The organism is Streptomyces sp. JLYT201, assembly GCF_059448825.1.
The window spans coordinates 8,848,041-8,870,844 of the sequence record NZ_CM182551.1 but is presented as its reverse complement, the minus strand read 5'-3'; the positions used below and the strand labels follow the sequence as shown (position 1 = coordinate 8,870,844).

Here is a 22,804-nt window from a genome sequence, read left to right as displayed (position 1 = left end):
TGGACGCCACATCGCAGCGGCCGTCCGGAATACCGGCCGAGTGCGGTGCCTCACGCAGCACAGGGGTCACAGCGATTGCACTGCCTCTTCTTCATCTCCCCGAGCGTGCGCCAAGGCCTTGCGGGGCGCCTCTCCGGAATCGACCGAGAACCGCCGGGGTAAGCAAAACCATTGCCGGTATAGGTGAGTTGCCGCTCCTTCACTCCTGGAGCAGGTGGAAATCACGGCACGTTGCAGGAATTCGCGCATCAGCAGCGGGGCGGATCGGATCCAGCGGGGCCGGTCCGGCATGCGACGAACAGGAGCGGACGCAAGTGATCCCTTTGTTTTCGGTGCGGGGCGGGACGTGGTTCACGGAGCGGCGCGGCGACGGCCGGGCCCGCCACGGGCGGACCCTTGAGCTGCGCCTGCACGGCGAACCGGACGCGGAGGCACTGGCGTCGGCGGTCCGGGACGTCACGGCCGCCGGGGGTACCGGCACGGTCCGGCGCGTGGCCGACGGCCACGTGGTCACCCTTGCCGTGCCGCCGCGCGGCGACGGGCGGCTCGCCCCGCTCGTACGGGATCTGGAGGCCGCGTACGCCGCCCGGCGGCGGGGCGGCACGGCGTCCGGGCGGCCTGTCGCGGCCGAGCCGGAGGGGCCGTCGCGCACCGCCGTCGCCACGGTGGAGTTCCGCCTCGACCACGACCTGCTGCGCGCGGCCGAGGCCGCGGCCCGCGCGTGCGACGTCACGGCTCCCGTGCTGCTGCGGGCGGCGTTCGCGGTGCTGCTGCGGCGGCTCGGCGACGGCTCGGGCCCGGTGCTGGGCCTGGGCCTGCCGGTCGCGGGGTGCCACAGCGGGCCCGGGGAGCCCGCCGGGTCCGCGGAGCCCGACGAGTCCGGGGAACCCGCCGGGGCCGGGGAACCCGCTGGATCTGGGGACCCTTCGGAATCCGCGCTTCCAGGGGAGGGCCCGGCGGAGCTCGTATGGCGCGTCACCGAGGCCCCGGCGCTCCCCGCGGACCTGTGGCAGGACGACCCGCCGTTCGCCGTCCTGGCACGGCGGCTGCGCGACCGGGAGGCGGCGGCCGACGGCGGTGCGGCCCTTCCGCTCGCGCTGCACCACCCCCTCCACGGCCCCGGCGGGAGCGGGCTGGTCGGCGTGCTCCCGTACGACACCGCCCGGAGCGACCGGGAGGCGGCGGTGGCGCTCGCGCGGCAGTTCGTGCGGGTCGTGCGCCAGGTCGCGGCCGGGCCCCGGCGGCGCGTCACGGCGGTGGGCGTGTGCCTGGCGCCGGTGGATCCGGGGGACCTCGACCCGTGGGAGCGGCGGTATCCGGGGCTCGCGGAGGTGTGGCCGCTCACCCCCGTGCAGTCGGGGCTCCTCTTCCACGCGCAGCTCGGCGACTCCTCCCAGGACGCCTATCGGATGCAGTTCGTCATCGGGCTGCGGGGACGGGTGGAAAGCGAGCGGATGCGGGCGGCCGGACAGGCCCTGCTCGACCGGCACGCGAATCTGCGCGTGGCTTTCGTGGCAGGTTCCGACGGGGACCCCGTACAAGTCGTGGTGGAGGGAGTGCGACTGCCCTGGCGTGCCGTGGACTTACGCGAAAGCAGCACGGGTTCGCCTGCTGGCAGGCCCTTTGCCGCGTTATTGGCCGAGGAATCGCAGGCACCTTTCGACGTGCGCGTTCCGCCTTTGCTGCGCATGGCGTTGGCGCGGACCGGAGAAGAGCGGTACGAGCTGGTTCTGACGGCTCATCATGTCCTTTTCGACGGGCTTTCCCTGCCGCATCTGGTCAGGGACGTCCAACGGCTTTACGAGGCGGGCGGGGACGGCTCCGCGGTGCCGCGAGGGCCCGAATACCGGGATTTCCTGCTGTGGTTGTCCGAGCAGGACCGGGACGCCGCCGCGCGGGTGTGGGCCGAGGAGCTCGCCGGGGTGACGGAGCCGACGCTGCTGGCGCCGGTCGTGGGGGCGAGTGCTCCCGGAACTGGCGGTACGGGTGCTCCCGGGCCGGGCGGTGCGGGAGGCGTGGCGGGGGAAGCCCGGGCGGGCGAGCTCGCGGTCGAAGGAGCCGTGAGCGCCCCAGAAGCCGCGCGTCCCCCGGAAACCCCGGGCGCCGAAGGCACCGCCGAGGCCGAAGTCGCCCTCACCGGCACGACCGTGCGGGCCCTGGCCCTGCGCGCCGACGAGCTGGGCGTCACCGTGGACACCCTCGTGCGGGGCGCCTGGGCGCTGCTCCTGAGCGGCCTGACCGGGCGGCGGGACGTCGTCTTCGGCACGACCGTCCCCGGGCGGCCCGACGCGGTGCCCGGAGCGACCGCGATGGCCGGGCTGTTCGTCAACACCCTGCCGGTGCGGGTGCGCCTCGCGCCCACGGACACCGTGGCGGACGTGCTGCGCGGCCTCGAAGAGCGACAGGAGACGCTCCCCGGCCACACCTGCGGCCTCGCCGACATCCACCGGGCCACCGGCACGAGCCTGCTGTTCGACACCCTGGTGACGTCCGAGCCGTACACCGTGGAGCGCGGCGGCCGGGACATCAAGGACGGCAACGACGGCAACGACGGCGGCGGTTTCGCGGTCACCGGTGTCCGCGCGTGCGCCGGGACCCACTATCCGCTGACGGTGACCGTCGCCACCGAGCCGCGCCTGCGCCTGGCGCTCCAGTACCGGCGCCCCCTCGTCGGCGGCGGCACCGCGCGGGCCGTCGCCGACCGTCTCGCGCGCGTGCTCCGGCAGATCGCCGCCGACCCCGCCACCGCCGTCGCCCGACTCGACCTGCTCACGCCCGCCGAGCGCGCGGACCTGCTGGCCGGGCCCGACGACACCGCTCCCCCGGTCGCGGCGGACACGGTCCCCGGGCTCTTCGCGCGGCGCGCCGCCGCCACCCCCGACGCGGTGACGCTGGAGTACGGCACCGAGTCGCTGACGTACGCGGAGCTGGCAGCGCGCGCCAACCGCCTCGCGCGCGAGCTGCTCCGGCGCGGTGTGACGGCGGAGACGGTGGTGGCGGTGGCGCTGCCGCGCTCACCCGACCTGGTGGTGACGCTGCTCGCCGTGCTCACGGCGGGCGGGACCTATCTGCCCGTGGACGCCGCGTACCCCCCGGACCGGATCGCCTATCTGCTGGCGGACTCCGGCGCGCTGCTCGTCGTGGCGGACGGCGCGACCGCGCGACGCCTTCCCGAAGGGGCCGCGCCCGTCCTGCGCCTGGACGATCCGGAGGCCGTCGCATCCGTGGCGCGGCTCGACGACCGGCCGGTCACCGACGACGAGCGCGGCGGGCCGCTGTCCGTCGCCCGCACCGCGTATGTCATCTACACGTCGGGCTCGACGGGGCGGCCGAAGGGCGTGGTCGTCACGCACTCCGGCGTGGCCGCGCTCGTCGCGTCGCAGCGGCGGCGGCTCGGGCTCTCGGCCGCCGCGCGGGTGCTGCAGTTCGCGTCGCCGAGCTTCGACGTCTCGGTGTACGAGGTGTGCATGGCGCTGCTCACGGACGCCACGCTGGTCCTCGCCCCGCAGGACGGGCTGGCGCCCGGCACCCCGCTGGCCGGGACGATCGCCGCGCGGCGCGTCACGCACGTCTTCCTGCCGCCCGCCGTGCTCGGCGCGCTCCCGGCGGGATCGCTGCCCACCGTCACCTCCCTGGCGGTCGGCGGCGACGCGGCGACGCCCGAGCTGGTGACCGCGTGGGCCGAGGGCCGGGACCTGGTCAACGCCTACGGTCCGACCGAGACCACGGCCATCGTGACCTTCAGCGACCCGCTCGTCCCCGACGGCCGCACCCCGCCCATCGGCCGCCCCGTCGCCCGCACCGAGCTGTACGTCCTGGACGACGCGCTGCGCCCCGTGCCCCCGGGCGTGGCGGGCGAGCTGTACGTGGCGGGCGACTCCCTGGCCCGCGGCTATCTCGGCCGCCCGGGACTGACGTCGGGACGCTTCGTCGCCTGTCCGTACGGCGTGCCCGGCCGCCGCATGTACCGCACCGGGGACGTGGTCACCCGGCGCCACGACGGCCAGCTCGTCTTCCACGGGCGGGCCGACGACCAGGTCCAGATCCGTGGCTTCCGCGTCGAACCCGGCGAGGTGCAGGCCGCGTTGAGCGAGCACCCGGGCGTGGCGCGGGCGGTGGTCGTCGCCGACGAGCGGGACGGCGACCGGCGCCTCGTGGCCTATGTGGTGCCGGCGGTGGGCACCGCCGGTCCTGCCTCCGGGGAGCTGCGGGCCTTCGTGGCCGAGCGGCTGCCCGCGTACATGGTGCCGTCGGTGGTCGTGCCCCTGGCCGCCGTGCCGCTGAGCCCCAACGGGAAGCTGGACCGGCGCGCGCTGCCCGCGCCGGAGCCCGGCGGCGGCGCGGCGCGGGGGCGGGCGCCGCGCACCACGCGGGAGCGGGCCCTGTGCGCGCTGTTCTGCGAGGTCCTCGGCGTCGGGCACGTGGGCGTCGACGACAGCTTCTTCGACCTCGGCGGGCACTCCCTGCTCGCCACCCGCCTGGTCAACCGGGTGCGGGCCGCCCTGGGCGTGGACCTGCCGATCCGGGCGGTGTTCGAGTCGGCGACCGTGGCGGGCCTCGCGGAGCGCGTGGGCGCGGCGGCGCGCTCGTCCCGCCCGGCCCTGCGCCGGGCCGACGCGCGCCCCGCCCGGGTTCCGCTGTCGTTCGCCCAGCACCGCCTGTGGTTCCTGCACCGCTACGAAGGCCCGTCGGCGACGTACAACCTGTCGTACGTCCTGCCCCTGAACGGGGACCTGGACGTGCCCGCCCTGGCGGCGGCGGTGCGGGACGTGGTGGTGCGGCACGAGAGCCTGCGCACGCTGTTCGTCACGGACGACCGGGGCGTCGCGGCGCAGGTCGTCGTGCCCGGGGCCGAGGTCGCACTCGACGTACCCGTACGGGACGTCGCGCCGGAGGCGGTGGACGCGGCCGTGGCGGAGGAGGTCGCGTACCGCTTCGACCTGGCGGCGGAGCTCCCGGTGCGGGCGAGCCTGCTGCGCCGCGCCCCGGACGCGCACGTGCTGGTCCTGCTGCTGCACCACATCGCCGCCGACGGCGAGTCCATGGGGCCGCTCTCCCGCGACCTGGCCACCGCCTACGCCGCCCGGCGCCGGGGCGACGCACCCGGGTGGCCCGAACTCCCCGTGCAGTACGCGGACTACACCCTGTGGCAGCGCCACCTCCTCGGCGACGAGGACGACCCCGAAAGCCTGCTCTCGACCCAGCTCGCCTACTGGCGGGCGGAGTTGGCGGGCGTCCCGCAGCCGCTGCGGCTTCCCGTCGACCGGCCGCGGCCGCCGGTGGCCGGTCACCGGGGCGACACCGTCGCGTTCGCCCTGGCCCCCGACGTCCTGGCCGCCGTCGAGGACGTGGCGCGGGCGCAGGGCGCCACCGTGCCGATGGTGCTCCAGTCCGCCCTCGTCGTGCTGCTGCACCTGATGGGCGGCGGCGACGACCTGACCCTCGGAGTGCCGATCGCGGGGCGGACCGACGAGGGGCTCGGGGAGCTGGTCGGGTTCCTCGTCAACACCTGGGTGCTGCGGGCGGACCTGTCGGGCGACCCGACGTTCGCCGAGGTGGTGCGGCAGGTGCGGGACAAGGCCGTGGCCGCGTACGACCACCAGGACGTGCCCTTCGAGCGGCTCGTCGAGGCCCTCAACCCCGAGCGCTCCACCGCCCACCACCCGCTGTTCCAGGTGATGTTCGGCTGGCGCACGACGGACCACGAGGCCTTCGAGGTGCCGGGGCTGCGGTCGGCCTTCGAGCTGGTTCCCACCCGGACCGCGAAGTTCGACCTCGTGTTCGCGCTCGCCGACACCCCTGGGCGCGGGGTCGTGGGCGGTCTGGAGTACGCCACCGACCTGTTCGACCGGAGCACCGCCGAGGCGCTGGCGGCGCGCTTCACGCAGGTCGTACGGCGGTTGGCGGTCGATCCGGGGGCGCGGCTCGGCTCCGTGGACGCGCTGGTCCCCGGGGAGCGGGAGCGGCTGCTGCGCGCGTTCAACGACACGGACGTGAGCACGCCCGACCTCACGGTCCCCGCGCTCTTCGCGCAGCGGGTCGCCGCCGCGCCGGATGCCGTCGCGGTGGTGTGCGGCGCGACCTCGCTGACGTACCGGGAGCTGGACGCGCGGGCCGGCCGGATCGCCCGCGAGCTGGTGCGGCGCGGGGTCGGCCCCGACGCCCTGGTGGCGGTCGCGCTGCCGCGCTCGGCGGAGCTCGTCGTGGCGCTCCTGGGGGTCGTGCAGGCCGGGGCGGGCTACGTGCCCGTCGACCCCGGGCACGCGAGCGCCCGCCTCGGCCAGGTCCTCGCGGACGCGGACCCGCGGCTCGTCCTCACCGACGCGGCGACCCGGCACGCCCTGCCCCCCGAAGCCGAAGGGGTGCTGTTCCTGGAGGAGTTGACGTATCCGGACGGGCACGCCGGCCCCGGCAGGGTCGCGCTGTCGCCGCAACACCTCGTCTATGTGATGCACACCTCCGGCTCCACCGGCACCCCGAAGGGCGTCGGCATCACCCATCGGGGCGTGGTGCGCCTCGCCCTCGACCGCGCGTACGCGGGCACCGGTCACGAGCGCGTCCTGATGCACTCGACGCAGGCCTTCGACGCCGCCACGTACGAGCTGTGGGTGCCGCTCCTGAACGGCGGCACGATCGTGGTGGCCCCCGACGGGTCCCTCGACCCGGCGGCCCTCGCCGCGGTGATCGCCGAGCACCGGGTGACCGGGCTCCTGGTGACGGCGGGTCTCTTCCGGCTGGTGGCCGAGGAGCAGCCCGAGGCGTTCGCGGGCGTGCGCGAGGTGTGGGCGGGCGGTGACGTGGTGCCCCCGGACGCCGTCCGGCGGGTCCTGGCCGCCTGCCCGGGCACCACGGTCGTCGACGCCTACGGGCCGACGGAGGCCACCATGGCCGCGTCGGCGCACCCGATGCGCGAGGCCGCCGGCATCGGGGCCGTCGTCCCCATCGGACGGCCGCTCGACCACACCCGTCTGTACGTCCTGGACGCGGCTCTCCGCCCGGTCCCCGCGGGTGTGCCGGGCGAGCTGTACATCGCGGGCGACCGCCTCGCCCGCGGCTATCCGGGCCGTCCCGCCCTGACCGCGGAGCGCTTCGTGGCCTGCCCGTTCGACGGGCCCGGCGCACGCATGTACCGCACCGGGGACCGCGTGGCGTGGACTCCCGAGGGCCGTCTCGTCTACCAGGGCCGCACCGACGCCCAGGTGAAGGTGCGCGGGTTCCGGATCGAGCCGGGCGAGGTCGAGGCCGCGCTGACCGCGCACCCCGGCGTGGCGCAGGCCGTCGTGGTCGCCCGGGCCGGGACGGGCGGCGGCGCACGGCTCACGGCGTACGTCGTCCGGGTCGGCGAGGGCGGCATCGCGGGCGTCGGGGACATCGACTTCCACGTCGGCGTGACCACGGCGGAACTGCGCCGGTTCGTGGCGGACCTGCTGCCGGAGTTCATGGCCCCGGCGGCGTACGTCCTCCTCGACCGGCTGCCGCTGACGCCGCACGGCAAGCTGGACCGGGCGGCGCTGCCCGAGCCGGAGTTCACCACCGGCGCGTACCGGGCGCCCCGCTCCCGGCGCGAGCAGGTGCTCGCGGACGTGTACGCCGACGTGCTCGGCCTGGGCCGGGTCGGCGTCGACGACGACTTCTTCGCCGTTGGCGGGGACAGCATCCGCTCGATCCAGGTGGTCTCCCGCGCCCGGGCGCACGGCGTGGAGGTCACCCCGCGCCAGATCTTCCAGCACCGGACGGTGGCCGCTCTCGCCCGGCTCGCGCCCGTCGGCCCCCACGCCGACGCGGGGCCACGGCCCCGCGCGGGGCTCGCCGAACTCGACGGCGGCGGCACGGGGTTCCTGCCGCTGCCGCCCATCGCGCGGTACGTCCGCAGGCGCGGCGGCGGCATCGAACGGTTCGCCATGGCGGTCCTCCTCGACCTGCCCGAGGGCATCGACCGGGCCGGGCTCGTCGCCACCCTGAACGCGGTCGTCGACCGTCACGACGTGCTGCGCTCGCGCCTGGTGGCCGACGGCGACGCGGGCGCGGGCCTGCTGGTCGGACCGCCGGGCTCGGTGGACACCGGCGCGCTGCTGCGCCGCGTGGACCGTGCCGGGCCCGGGGGCGCGGCGGACGACGCCCGGTGGCGGCGCGCGGTCGCGGCGGAGCGGGCCGCGGCGGCGGACCTCCTCGATCCGGCGGCCGGGGCGATGGCGCGGTTCGTGTGGTTCGACCCGGGCCCGGCGGCGGGCGCGGGGCGGCTCCTCGTCGTGCTGCACCACCTGGTGATGGACGGCGTGTCGTGGCGCGTCCTGCTGCCGGACCTCGCGGCGGCCTGGGCGGACGTGCGCGCGGGCCGGACGCCCGCGCTGCCCGGGGTGGGCACGTCGTTCCGGCGGTGGGCGCACGCCCTCGTCGCGGAGGCGGGCAGCGACCGCCGGGCGGCCGAACTGCCCCGCTGGCTGGCCGTGGTGGAGGGCCCCGATCCGGCCCTCGGCACCCGGCGGTTCGACCCCGCCGTGGACGTGCGGTCCACGGTGGACACGGTGCGCCTGCGGCTGCCCGCCGGGGTCACCGGAGCACTCCTGACCACGTTGCCCGCGGCCTTCCGCTGCGGGATCAACGACGGGCTGCTCGCGGGCCTCGCCCTCGCGGTCGCCCGCCTTCGCCGGGCACGAGGCGTCGACGAGCGGTCGCTCCTGCTGGCCCTTGAGGGCCACGGGCGCGAGGAGGCGGCGGTCCCCGGCGCCGATCTGTCGCGCACGGTCGGCTGGTTCACCAGCCTGTTCCCCGTCCGCCTCGACGTGTCCGGCTGCGACGTCGACGAGGCCTTCGCGGGCGGGGCCGCGGCGGGCGGTGCGGTCAAGGCCGTCAAGGAGCAGCTCCTCGCCGTGCCCGACGGCGGCATCGGCTACGGGCTCCTGCGCGAGCTGAACCCCCGCACCGCCGCCGTGCTCGCCCCGCACGGCACCGGGCAGATCGGCTTCAACTACCTGGGCCGGTTCTCCCCCGCCGACATGCCGGAGCGGCTGCGCGGCCGCGGCTTCACCCAGGTCGCGGGCCTGGGCGAGCCGACCGCCGAGACGGGCGGCGACATGCCCGCGCTCGCCGCGGTGCAGATCAACTCGATGGTCGTCGAGACCCCGCACGGCCCGTGCCTCGACGCGGAGTTCGAGTACGCCACGGGCGCGGTGTCCCGCGCCCGGGTGCGGGAGCTCGCCGAGCTGTGGGCCGCCGCCCTCGACGGTCTCGCCCGGCACGCCGCAGGGCCCGACGCGGGCGGGCTCACGCCCTCGGACGTGCCGCTGGTGCGGGTGCGCCAGCGCGACATCGAGGCCTGGGAGCGCCGGTATCCGGGGCTCGCAGAGGTGTGGCCGCTCACCCCGCTCCAGTCGGGCCTGCTGTTCCACACGCTGTACGCCGACGGCGAGCCGGACGCGTACCACGTGCAGTTCGTCCTGCATCTGCGCGGGCCCGTCGATGCCGCCCGGATGCGGGCCGCCGGGCAGGCGCTCCTCGACCGGCACGCGCCCCTGCGGACCGCCTTCGTCGCGGGGGCCGACGGGGACGCCGTACAGGTCGTGGTGGACGCGGTGGAGCTGCCGTGGCGCGAGCTGGACCTGGCGGGGGACGGCGACGCGGCGCGGGCCGGGCAGGGCGCGGTCCTCGACGCGCTGCTGGCCGACGACGTGCGGGAGCCCTTCGACGTGGCGGTGCCCCCGCTGCTGCGGATGGCGTTGGTCCGGCTCGCCCCGGAGCGGTTCGAGCTGGTGCTGACCGCGCACCACCTGCTGTTCGACGGCTGGTCGTTGCCGATCCTCACCCAGGACCTGCTGCGGCTCTACGGTGCGGGGGGCGACACCTCCGCGCTGCCGCCCGCGCCCCGGTACCAGGACTTCCTGACGTGGCTGGCCGGGCAGGACCGGGAGGCGGCAACCCGGGCGTGGGCCGAGGAGCTCGCGGGAGTGACGGAGCCGACGCTGCTCGCGCCGGTCGCCGCACACGGGGCCGGGGCCCCGCCGCACCCGGCGCGGCCCGCAGGGTTCGGGCAGGTCGAAGTGCCCGTCCCCGTGGACCTCGCGCGGGACCTCGCGGCCCGCGCGGCCGACCTGGGCGTCACCCTGAACACCGTGGTGCAGGGCGCCTGGGCGCTGCTGGTCGGCGGTCTGACGGGCCGGGACGACGTCGTGTTCGGCGCGACGGTGTCCGGCCGCCCCGGCGCGGTGCCCGGCGCCGACGCGATGGCCGGGATGTTCATCAACACGCTGCCGGTACGGGTGCGGTGCGGGCCCGCCGACAGCGTCGCCGAGGTCCTCACGGGCCTCCAGGACCGGCAGGCGGCGCTGCTCGACCACCACCACTGCGGCCTCACCGAGATCCACCGGGCCACCGGCACGAGCGTCCTCTTCGACACCCTCCTCGCCTTCGAGTCGTACCCCGTGGACCGGGTCGGCTTCGGCGAGGCGAACGCGGCGGCGGGCATCGAGGTCACCGGCATCCGCCCGCTGTCCGGCTCGCACTACCCGCTGACCGTGCTGGCCGCCGCCGACCCGCAGCTGCGGCTGACGCTCCAGCACCAGCGGAACGTGGTCGGCCACGACGCGGCCCGAGACCTCGCGGACCGCTTCCGGCACGTGCTGGCCCAACTGGCCGCACGACCCGACGCGTTGGTCGGCCGCCTGGAGGTGCTGACGGCGGCGGAGCGGGAGCGGCTGCTGCACACGCTCAACGACACGGCCGTCGGGGTGCCGGAGCGGACCGTCGTCGACCTCTTCGAGGAGCAGGCGCGGCTGCGGCCCGACGCGTGCGCGGTGGTCTGCGGCGCGGTGTCCCGCACGTACGCCGAGCTCGACGCCCGCGCCGACCGGCTCGCGCGGGCCCTCGCCGGACTCGGCGTGGGCCCGGAGACAGTCGTGGCGCTCGCGCTGCCGCGCGGCGCGGACCTGGTCACCGGCATGCTGGGCATCCTCAAGGCGGGCGGCGCGTATCTGCCGCTCGACCCCGGGCACCCCGGCACCCGCCTCGGCCACATCCTCACCGACGTGGGCCCGGAGCTGATCCTCACCGACGCCGCCACGGCCGGCGGGCTGCCCGCGACCGACACCCGTACCGTCCTCCTCCACGACACCGGCGTCGACAGCCCCGCACCGCCCGGCGGCGGGCCCGGGATGCCGCGCCGCCCGCGCCCCGAGCACCTGGCGTACGTCATCGCCACGTCCGGCTCGACGGGGCGGCCCAAGGGCGTGGCCCTCGCCCACGCCCACCTCGTCAACCCCTTCGCCCGCCTGGCCGAGCAGGTCGGCGTGGCCGGCGGGCGGATGCTGACCGGCACCTCCATCGGCTTCGACATGGCCGCCTTCGAGATCTTCTGCACCCTCACCCACGGCGGCTGCGTCGAGATCGTCCGCGACGTGCTCGCCCTCGCCGAGCGCGACAGCTGGGACGTCGACGTCATCAGCTCCGTGCCGTCGGCCTTCGCGGAGCTCGTCGACCGGATCGGCGACCGCGTCCGCCCCGCGACGCTCGCGCTCGGCGGCGAGGCGCTGCCCCCCGCCCTGGTCGCCCGCGTCCGCGCCCGCTGGCCCCGGATCCGGATCGTCAACGGCTACGGCCCCAGCGAGGCGTTCTACGCCACCTCCCACGTCCTGGAACCCGGCCGCGACTACGCCCGGGCGGTGCCGGTCGGCCGCCCGCTGGCCAACGTGCGCGCCTACGTCCTGGGCCCCGGCCTGACACCGGTCGCCCCCGGCGCCACCGGCGAGCTGTACCTGGCGGGCGCGGGCGTCGGCCGGGGCTACCACCGGCGCCCCGCCCGCACCGCCGAGCGGTTCGTCGCCGACCCGTTCGGCGCTCCGGGCACCCGCATGTACCGCACGGGCGACCTGGCCCGCTTCAACGACCGGGACGAGCTGGAGTACGCGGGGCGCGCCGACGACCAGGTCAAGATCCGCGGCCACCGCGTCGAACCGGGCGAGATCGAGGCCGCCCTCGCCACCCACCCCCGGGTGGGCCGGGCGGCCGTGGTCGACCAGGGCGCCGCCGCGGCACGCCGCCTGGTCGCCTACGTCGTCCCCGCCGACGGGGGCGAGGGGCCGCCGCCCGCCGGGCTGCGCGCGTTCCTCGCCGGGCTGCTGCCCGACTTCATGGTCCCCGCCGCCTTCGTCGTCCTCGACCGGCTCCCCCTGTCCCCGCACGGCAAGCTGGACCGCACGGCGCTGCCCCGCCCCGAGTCCGCCCGCGGCACGGCCTACCGCGCGCCGCGCACGCCCCGGGAGCAGGTGCTGTGCGCGCTGTTCGCCGAGGTGCTCGGGCCGGAGAACGTCGGGGCCGCGCCCGTGGGCATCGACGACAGCTTCTTCGACCTCGGCGGGCACTCCCTGCTCGCCACCCGCCTGGCCAACCGGATGCGCGCGTCCCTCGGCGTGGACGTGCCGATCCGGGCGGTGTTCGAGTCGGCGACCGTGGCGGGCCTCGCGGAGCGCGTGGGCGCGGCGGCGCGCTCGTCCCGCCCCGCGCTACGCCGGGCCGACCCGCGCCCCGCCCGCGTGCCCCTGTCGTTCGCCCAGCACCGCCTGCGGTTCCTCGACGCCCTTGAGCCCCTGCCGACGTACCATCTGCCGCTCGTGGTCCGGCTCCGCGGGGACCTGGACGTGCCCGCCCTGGCGGCAGCGGTGCGGGACGTGGTCGTGCGGCACGAGAGCCTGCGCACGCTGTACGTCACCGACGACCGGGGCCTCGCGGAACAGGTCGTCGTGCCAGGCGCCGACGTCGCACTCGACGTACCCGTACGGGAGGTCGTGCCGGAGGACGTGACCGCGACGGTGTCCGCGGAAGTGGGCCGCGCCTTCGACCTGTCGGCGGAGCTCCCGGTACGGGCCAGCGTGCTGCGCTGCGCCCCGGACGAGCACGTGCTGGTCCTGCTCCTGCACCACATCGCCGCCGACGGCGAGTCCATGCGCCCCCTCACCCGCGACCTGGCCACCGCCTACGCCGCCCGCCGCCGCGGCGACGCACCCGGGTGGCCCGAACTCCCCGTGCAGTACGCGGACTACACCCTGTGGCAGCGCCACCTCCTCGGCGACGAGGACGACCCCGACAGCCTCATGTCGAACCAACTCGCCTACTGGCGCCACGCGTTGCACGGCATGAGGCAGCCGCTGCGGCTTCCCGTCGACCGGCCGCGGCCGCCGGTGGCCGGTCACCGGGGCGACACCGTCGCCTTCCGGCTCGCTCCCGAGGTGCGCTCCGCGCTGGAGGACGTGGCCCGGACGCACGGGGCGACCGTGCCGATGGTGCTCCAGTCCGGCCTGGCCGTCCTGCTGCACCTGCTGGGCGGCGGCGACGATCTGGCCGTGGGCTCCTCCATCGCCGGGCGCACGGACGAAGGCCTGGCGGAGCTGGTGGGGTTCTTCGTCAACACCTGGGTGCTGCGGGCCGATCTGTCCGGCGACCCGACGTTCGCCGACGTCGTGCGGCAGGTGCGGGACAAGGCCGTGTCCGCGTACGACCACCAGGACGTGCCCTTCGAGCGGCTCGTCGAGGCCCTCAACCCCGAGCGCTCCACCGCCCACCACCCGCTGTTCCAGGTGATGTTCTCCTGGCAGCGGGGCATGGGCGACCTCGAACTCGCCGAGCTGAAGACCACCCCCGAGCCGGTCGTGACGGGGACCGCCAAGTTCGACCTGCTCTTCCAGGTGGACGAGCCGTCGCCGGGCGACCGGCAGGCCGGGCATGGCCTCTGCGGGCTGGTCGAGTACGCCACCGATCTGTTCGACCGGAGCACCGCCGAGGAGCTGGCCGACCGGTTCACCCGCCTCGTGGGCCGGCTGGCGGCGGACCCCCGGGTGCGCCTCGACGCCCTGGACGCGCTGACGTCCGCCGAGCGGGAGCTGCTGCGCGACCTGAACGACACCGCCGCGGCGACCCCGCCGGTGACGGTGCCCGCGCTCTTCGAGCAGCGGGTCGCCGCCGCGCCGGACGCCGTCGCGGTGGTGCACGACGACGGCTCCCTGACCTATCGGGAACTGAACGCGCGCGCCAACCGCCTCGCCCGTGTCCTGGTGCGGCGCGGCGTGCGCCCGGACGCGGCCGTGGCCGTCGCCGTGCCGAGGTCGCCGGAGTACGTGGTGACGGTGCTGGCCGTCCTGAAGGCCGGGGGCGCGTACGTACCGCTCGCGCACGACCATCCGCCGGAGCGTCTGGAGTGGCTGCTGCGCGACGCCCGCCCGGCGCTCCTCGTGAGCACGCGCGACGTGGCGGCCGGCCTGCCCGACGGGCCGTGGCCGCGCCTCGTCGTCGACGCTCCCGACACGCTCGCGGCCCTGGCGGACGAACGGGACGACGAACTGCCTGACCGCGGGCTGCCGGACCGGCTCGCCTACGTCATCTACACCTCCGGGTCCACGGGCGCGCCCAAGGGCTCCGGGATCAGCCACCGCGGCGTGGTGGACATGGCGGCGGACCGGATCTGGCCGGGCGGCGCCCACGAGCGGGTGCTGCTGCACAACACGCCGACGTTCGACATGTCCGTCTACGAGCTGTGGGTGCCGCTCCTGGGCGGCGGCACCGTCGTCCTCGCCCCGCCCGGCAGGCTGGACGTCGACGCGTACGCGACGCTGCTCACCGAGCGGCGGGTGACCGCGCTCCTGATCACCCCGGGGCTCCTGCCCCTGCTCACCGACGCCCGCCCGGACGCCCTCGCCGGACTGCGCGAGGTGTGGGCCGGCGGCGAGGCGGTGCCCCCGGAGACGGTGGCGCGGCTGCTGCGCGCGTGTCCGCAGACCGTCGTCGTCAACGCGTACGGGCCGACGGAGGCCACGGTGTTCGCCACCCGCCGCCGCGTCACCGCCGCCGACCGGCTCGGCCCCGCGGTCCCCATCGGACGGCCCATGGACAACACGCGCGTGTACGTCCTCGACGACCTGCTGCGCCCCGTGCCGAGAGGCGTCGAGGGCGAGCTGTACCTCGCGGGCTCCGGCCTGGCACGCGGCTATGTGCACCGCCCCGCCCTCACCGCGGAGCGGTTCGTGGCCTGCCCGTTCGGCGGGCCCGGCGAGCGCATGTACCGGACCGGGGACGTGGTGGTGTGCACGCGGGACGGCGAACTCCTCTTCCGCGGCCGCGCCGACGACCAGGTCCAGATCCGCGGCCACCGCGTCGAGCCCGCCGAGGTGGAGGCGGCCCTCATGACGCATCCGGGGGTGGGCGCGGCCGTCGTGGTCGCCCGGGAGAGCCCCGGGGGCGGCGGGAAGCGGCTGGTGGCGCACGTGGTTCCGGCGGCCCTGGGCGCGGGTGACACGGCTGGCGCGGGTGGTACGGCTGGCGCGGCGCTCGGCGTCGAGGGGCTGCGGGACCACCTGGCCCGGCGGCTGCCGCCGTACCTGGTGCCTGCCGTGTTCGGCACGCTCGACGCCCTCCCGCTCACCCCGCACGGCAAGGTGGACCGCCGTGCCCTGCCCGAACCGCCGGACCCCGGGGCCGCCCCGGTGCGGCCGCGCACGGCCACCGAGCGGGCGGTCGCCGCGATCTGGGCGCAGCTGCTCGACCGGGACGAGGTCGGCGTGCACGAGAAGTTCTTCGAGGCGGGCGGGACCTCCCTGTCCCTCCTCGCGCTGAGCCGCCGCCTGGCCGGACTCGGCCCGCGCGCGGTGCCGTTGAGCGCGCTGTTCGAGCACACCACGGTCGAGGCGATGGCCCGCCTGGTCGACGGCCGCCCCCTCGGCGAACCCTCCGACGAAACGAGGTACGAGCTATGACGCATCCGAGCCCGCCCGGCCCGGAGGCCGTGGCGGTCATCGGCGTGGCCCTCGCCCTGCCCGACGCCGACGGCCTGGACGCCCTGCACCACAACCTCGTCGAGGGCCGGGTCAGCGTCCGGGCGCCGGGCCGGGACCGGGTCCACTACGCGGGCGCGGCCGCAGACGACTCCTACCTCCCGCTGGCCTATCTGGACCGGATCGACCTCTTCGACCACCGGTTCTTCGATCTGTCGCTGCGCGAGGCCGAGTTGATGGACCCGCACCAGCGCGTGACCGCCCAGCTCGCCCACCAGGCGATCGAGAACGCCTGCTACGCGCCCGGCGATCTGAAGGGCTCGCGGACCGCGGTCGTCCTCAGCGCGCCGGAGCCGCACTACGCGGGCCTGTACCCGGACGACGACCCGCAGCAGCTCCTCGGCTCGCACCCGTCGGCCACAGCCGCGCGGATCTCCTACCTCTTCGACTTCGCCGGGCCCGCGCTCGTCGTGGACACCGCGTGCAGCAGCAGCCTGACCGCGCTCGCCCTCGCCGTGGACCAGCTGCGCGAGGGGCGGGCGGACCTGGCGGTCGCGGGCGGGGTCAGCCTGTACCCGGTGCTGATCCGCGAGCGCGACTACGTGCCGATGCTCGGCATCGTGTCCGCCGACGGGGTGTGCCGTCCCTTCGACGCCGCCGCGGACGGCTCCACCGCGGGCGAGGGCGGCGGGCTCGTCGTGCTCAAGCGCCTCTCCGACGCGCTCGCCGACGGCGACCACGTCCACGCCGTGGTGCGCGGCGTCGCCGTCAACCAGAACGGCTTCCGCGCCACGAGCATGAGCGCGCCCAGCGCCCGCGGCCAGTCCGACGCGATCGTCGAGGCCTGGCGGCAGGCGGGCGGGGCGCCGCCCGACTACGTGGAGTGCCACGGCTCGGGCACCCGGCTCGGCGACGTCATCGAGGCCGAGGGGCTGCGACAGGCCTTCGCCGAGGCCGGAGTCGACGGCGGCGCCGGAGCCGGTGGCGGAACCGGGGGCGGGCACGGAAGCGGGCCCGGGGGCGGCGAGCCCTGTGGGATCAGCAGCATCAAGGGCAACATCGGCCACATCAACCACGCCGCGGGAGTCGCCGGGCTCCTCAAGGTCCTCGCGGGGCTCCGGCACGGCACGCGGTACCCGAACCCGAACTTCAGCACGCCCAACCCGCTGATCGACTTCAGCGGCCCGGTCCGCGTCGACACCGGGGTGAAGGCCTGGGAGCCCGCGCCGGGCTCGCCGCGCCGGGCGGGCGTCAGCTCCTTCGGCCTGACGGGCACCAACGTGCACGCCGTCGTCGAGGAGCCGCCGCCCGTGCCCGGGGCGCCCGCCGCGCCGGAGCCGGGCACCGAGCTGGTCACCCTCTCCGCGAAGTCCCCCCGGGCGCTCGCCGCCTACGCGCGGCGCGTCGCCGACTTCCTCGACGGCACCGGGCACCGGCTGCCCGACATCGCCCACGCCCTGAACCGGGGCCGCGACGACCACCCGTACCGCTGGGCGGGCACCGCACGCGACCGCCGCGAACTGGCCGCCGCGCTGCGCTCGGCCCGCCACGCCGAGCGGGAGCCGTCCCCGGCGGCCCCCCTGGTCCTGCTCTTCTCCGGCGACGCGGAACTCGGCGACGCCACCTGGGCGGCCCTGGGCGCGGCCTTCCCCCGGCTCGCCGACACCGGCACCGGCGCGGACGACGGCTCCCCCGGGGCCCGCCTGTTCGCCCGGCAGCTCGCGGCCCACCGCCTCGCGGGCGCCCTCGGCCTGGCCGGGGCGCGCCTGGTCGGCTCCGGCGTCGGCAATCTCGCCGTACGGTGCGTGCAGAGCCCGGCGACGGCGGACGAGGCCCGGCAGAAGGCGACGGACACGCCGATCACGAGCCAGGTCGACGAGGCCGGGCTGCGGCGCGCGGCCCGCGGCCTCGCCGACGAGGGCGCCGTGGTGGTCGAGCTGGCCGCGGACGGCACCCTGGCGCGGGAACTCGCCCGGGTCGCCCCCGAGCTGCCCGTCGTCCGCCTCTACGCCGACCCCACGCGGGAGGGCGTGCTCGCCGCGCTCGGCAGGCTCTACGCACTCGGCGCGGACATCGACTGGAACGCGTACTACGCCGGGACCCGGATCCGCCGCATCGAGGCGCCGACCTACCCGTTCGACGCCGACGCGGTGTCCTGCTGGTGCCTGCCGCCGGGCGGTCCGCCGCAGGATCGCGCGCCGGCGCCCGCCCACGCCCCGGCACCGGCGCCCGGGCGGCAGGCCGAACCGGGCGACACCGAGGCCGCGTTGGCCGCCCTGTGGACGCACGTCCTCAAGGCCGACGGGGTCGGCCCCGACTCCAACTACTTCGAGCTCGGCGGCACGTCCATCGCGGGCATCACCGTGCTGCGGACCGCCGAGGAGCGCTTCGGCGCCCGGCTGACCTTCGCCGACCTGCACCGCAACCCCACCCTGCGCGCCCTCGCCGCACGCATCGACGCCGTGCGCGCGGCGGGTTCCGGCAGCGACGACTGGACGATCACCCCGCTGCCGCGCCCCGGCCGCCTCCCGCTCTCCTTCAACCAGGAACAGCTGTGGTACCTGGACCGGCTCAACCCGGGCAGCCCGCTGTACAACATCCCCGCCAACACGCGCTACGTCGGCGACTTCGACCTCGGCGCGTTCCGCGGCGCCCTGCGCGACGTCGTGGGCCGGCACGAGGTGCTGCGCACCCGCCTCCCGGACGAGGACGGCAAGCCGTACGCCGTGGCCGACCTGCCCGAGCCGCAGGTGGAGTTCGTCGACCTCACCGCGCTGCCGGAGGGCGAGCGCACCGAGGAGCTGGCCCGCGCGATCACGGCGGAGGCGACGGCGCCCTTCGACCTCGGGCGGGGCCCGCTCCTTCGGACCGTGGTGGTCAAGGCCGCCGAGCGGGACCACGTGGTCCTGCACACCGTGCACCACATCGCCTTCGACGGCTGGGCCCCCGCGGTGTTCTTCCGCGAGCTGTCGGCCTGCTACACCGCCCGGCTCACCGGACGCAGGGCCGACCTGCCCGAACTGCCCGTCCAGTACGCGGACTTCGCGGCGTGGCAGCGGCGCTGGCTCGACGCGGAGCGCGTCGAGCGCGGCCTGACGTACTGGCGCAGGCAGCTGCGCGACCTGGACTCCCCCGAGCTGCCGCTGGACCGCCCGCGCCCGCCCCGGCAGTCGTACCGCGGCGGCTCCGTGACGTTCACGCTCGACGAGGACCTCGCCCGGCGGCTGCGGGCGTTCAGCGTCGGTGAGAGCACGACGAGCTTCGTCACCATGCTGGCCGTGGTCGACGCGCTCCTGCACGTCTGGGCGGGCCACCGGGACGTGGTCGTGGGCGCCGCGACGACCGGCCGGTTCAACCCCCTGACGCACGACCTGATCGGCTACTTCAACAACCTGCTGCCGTTCCGCACGAAGGTCGACCCGGGGATCGGCTTCCGCGAGCTGGTCGGCCGGTGCGCGGCCACCGCCACCGGGGTCCTCGACCACGAGGAGATCCCGTTCGCGAAGATCGTCGCCGACGCCGACCACCGCGACCCGTCACGGCACCCGGTGTTCACGGTCTGCTACACCCACCAGAACACCGTCGCCGCCACCCTCGGCCTGGAGGGCCTGCGCCCCGTGGCCCTGCGGGGCGACCTCGCCGGGGTCTCCGGAGTCGCCCCGGGCACCTCGAAGTTCGACCTCACCTTCGGCCTGTACGACCAGGACGACAGCCCCATGGACGGGTACCTGGAGTACGCGGTCGACCTGTTCGACGCGGCCACCGCGCACCGTCTGGTCGGCCTCTTCCAGGGCATCGCGGAGGCCGTGGTGAGCGAGCCGGACCGGCCGCTCGCGGACCTCTCCCGGCTCCTCGGCGCGCCCGGAGGCTCCGACCGCGCCGAGCCCTCCCTGCTGGTCGGCGAGCGCCGCGCACTACCGGACGTACGCCTGGTCAGCGAGGCCTTCCAGGAGCACGCCGCGCGGCGCCCGGACGAGGTCGCGGTGATCGACGCCGCCGGTGAGCACACCTTCAAGGAGATCGACCGGCGCGCGAACCGCCTGGCCCGGCAGCTCATCGCCCACGGCGTCGGCCCCGAGAGCACCGTCCCGGTGCTCGCCGCGCGCGGGGCGGCCCTGGTCGTCGGCTGGCTCGGCGTCCACAAGGCGGGGGCGGCCTTCGCCTCCCTCGACCCGGCCGTTCCCGCGCGGCGCGTGCGGTCCGTCCTCGCCGGGGTGGACGCCGCCGCCGTGGTCCTGGGCGAGGGCATGACCGTCCCGGCCACCGAGGGCGTCCCGCTCGTCAGGATCACGGACGCCGCCGGGGACCCGGCCCCGGACGAGGCCGCCGCGCCCCCGCAGCGAGCAGGCGTCCGCAATCTGGCCTACGTCGTCCACACCTCGGGCTCCACCGGACTGCCGCAGGGCTGCGAGGTCGAGCACGGCGGGCTGCTCAACGCCCTGGCGTGGTACGCCGACGAGGCCCGCCCCCGGCCCGGCGACCGGCTCGCGCAACTGGCCGCCACCGGCTTCGACCTGGCGGTGTTCGAGGTCATGGCGGCCCTGCACCACGGCGCGTCCCTGTACTTCGTCACGGACCCGCTCCAGACCCCGGACAAGCTCCTGGGGGAACTGGCCGAGCACGGCGTCACGATGGCCTGCATGCCGACGCCGCTCGCCGAGACGGTCCTCGCCGAGCTGCCCGACGCGCCGGATCCGGCGCTGCGCCTGGTGCTCGCGGGCGGCGACCGGCTGCGGGTGCGCCCCCCGCGGCGGGCGCCGTTCGGCCTGGTCAACGTCTACGGGCCGACCGAGTGTACCGTCTGCGTGACCGCGAGCCGGGTGGCCGACGCCGAGGCCGCCCCGGACGTCGTCCCGGACATCGGCAGGCCCCTGCCCAACGTCCGCGTCCACGTCCTGGACCCCCGGCTCAAGCCCGTGCCGCGGGGCGGGCTCGGCGAGGTCTACGCCGGGGGCGCGCACGTCGGCCGCGGCTACCACGGCAGGCCGGGCGCGACCGCGGCCCGGTTCGTCGCCGACCCCTACGCGGACGAGCCGGGCGCCCGGATGTACCGCACCGGCGACCTGGCCCGGGTCCGCGCCGACGGCACCCTGGAGTTCCACGGCCGCGCCGACGACCAGCTCGAACTGCGCGGCCACCGCGTGGAACCGGCCGAGGTCGAGCGCGCGCTGCTCGCCCACCCGCGGGTGCGCGAAGCGCTCGTCCACGCCGCCGAACAGCCCTCCGGCGCCCCGCTCCTGGTGGCGCACGTCGCGGGCGACGACGTACCGGACGAGGCCGAGCTGACGCGGTGGGCGGCCCGCGCGCTGCCGGAGTACATGGTCCCCGGCCGGGTCCTGCGCCATGCCGCGCTGCCCAGGACGGGCAACGGGAAACTCGACCGCCAGACGATGAGGAAGAGGGACATGTCCGAGCGCGACACGACGAACGAACTGACGGCGGTGGTCACGGCGGTGACCCCGGGTGCGGTCCTCGACGACGCCGGACGCGAGGCCGAGCGGATCCTCGCCACGATCTGGACCGAGCTGCTCGGCGTCGCGCGGGTGGCGCCGGACGACAACTTCTTCCGCATCGGCGGCGACTCGCTGCTCAGCGTGGGCATCGCCGCGCGGGCCACCCGGGCCGGGCTGCCCCTGACCCCGCACGACGTGCTGAGCCATCCGACGCTGCGCGACCTCGCCGCGGTCGCCGCGAAGGGCGCGGGTCCCGGCGCCACGCCCCGCCCTGCCGCCGCCGTGCCCGCACCGCGCGAGCCGGTACCGCCCGCGCCCCTGGTGCAGGCCCTGCTCACCGCGGCGCCCGACGGGGCCAGGGACTTCATCACGCCCGTCCTCCTGGAGACGGCCGCGGGCATCGGCGCGGACGCGGTGCGCGCGGCCTTCGACCGCCTCGTCGAGGTCCAGGAGCCGCTGCGCTACCGCTTCCTCCACAACAGCCTGGGCTGGCGCATCGAGTGCGCCGAGCGCGAGGACGCCCGGATCGTCGACCGCCGGGTGCTGCCGCCGCTGGACGAGGAGCAGCTCCAGGCGTATCTGGAGGCCGACCTGGACGAGCTGCTCGCGGACGTCGACCCGGGGCGCGGACCGGTGCTCCGGGCCAGGTTCTACGACCGGGGCGCCGACCGGCCCGGCGTGATCGTCCTCGCGGTCCACCACTTCGTCTTCGACTCCACGTCGTTCGTGCCGCTCATCGAGGACCTCAACGCCGCCTTCGCGGACGACGTCCCGGCGGCGCCGCGCCGGGCCGCCTGGCGCGCGTGGACGCATCTGCTGCGCGCCATGGCCGCCTCCGACGAGGTCGCCGGTGAACTCCCTTACTGGAAGGGCATTTTGAGCGCGGGCGCCGCGGCGCGGCCCGTGCCCGAGAAGGGCGCCGACGGGGCGCCCTCCGGCCTGGTGCGCCGCCGGGTCGCGCCGGACCGGGTCGCGGCGCGGCTCACCGAGAGCGGGCCCACCGGCCAGGGCGCCGCGCTCGCCGCGGTCGCCACGGCCTGGTCCCGGTGGCGCGGGGAGCCCGACGCGTTCCTGAGCACCGTCGGCATGGGCAGCTCGCCGAACGCGCTGTGGAACGGCGACCGGAGCGATTCGGTCGGCTGGTTCACGCATCTGTTCCCGGCCCATCTGCGCGTCGCGGCCGGCGCCCGGGTCGCCGATGCCCTGCCGGGCGTCGCCACGGCCCTGCGCTCCGTGCCCAACGACGGCATCGGCTACGGCGTCCTGCGCCACCTCAGCCCGGCGACCCCGGCGGTGGCGGGCGTCCGCGCGCTGCCCGAACCGCAGGTCCTGGTCGAGCACGTGGCCAACGCCAACGACGGCCTGACCAAACTGGGCGGGCCCCATGTGCGGCCCCGGCCGATGACCCTGGTCACCGTGCCCCACGCGCTGCTCACCCAGGTGCCGATCGTCGTGGAGACCCACGTCCTGGCCGGTGCGCTCGAACTCGGCGTGATCCACCGGGGGTCCGTCGCCGCCGCCGACATGGAGGACTTCGCCGACCACCTGGTCGAGGCGTTCGCCGAGCTCGCCGCCGACGAGGGCCGCTGAGTGCCCCCG

The 22,804-nt window shown here is 76.3% G+C and carries 2 protein-coding genes; both read left to right on the top strand.

From position 1 onward, the window contains the following. Positions 1-314 precede the first annotated feature (314 nt). Positions 315-15,734, top strand: coding sequence for an amino acid adenylation domain-containing protein (locus AC5WAM_RS37745; protein ID WP_495520358.1), 15,420 nt, complete (start codon positions 315-317; stop codon positions 15,732-15,734). Then, entirely contained in the window at positions 15,731-22,795 is a 7,065-nt protein-coding gene (locus tag AC5WAM_RS37740; RefSeq protein ID WP_495520357.1) for an amino acid adenylation domain-containing protein, read from the top strand. The genes AC5WAM_RS37745 and AC5WAM_RS37740 overlap by 4 nt, the downstream gene beginning before the upstream one ends. The last annotated feature ends 9 nt before the right edge of the window (positions 22,796-22,804 follow it).

Bases quoted from the DNA above. Each gene is read 5' to 3' on its own strand.
- AC5WAM_RS37740 (WP_495520357.1), top strand. From the start codon at position 15,731: ATGACGCATCCGAGCCCGCCCGGCCCGGAGGCCGTGGCGGTCATCGGC.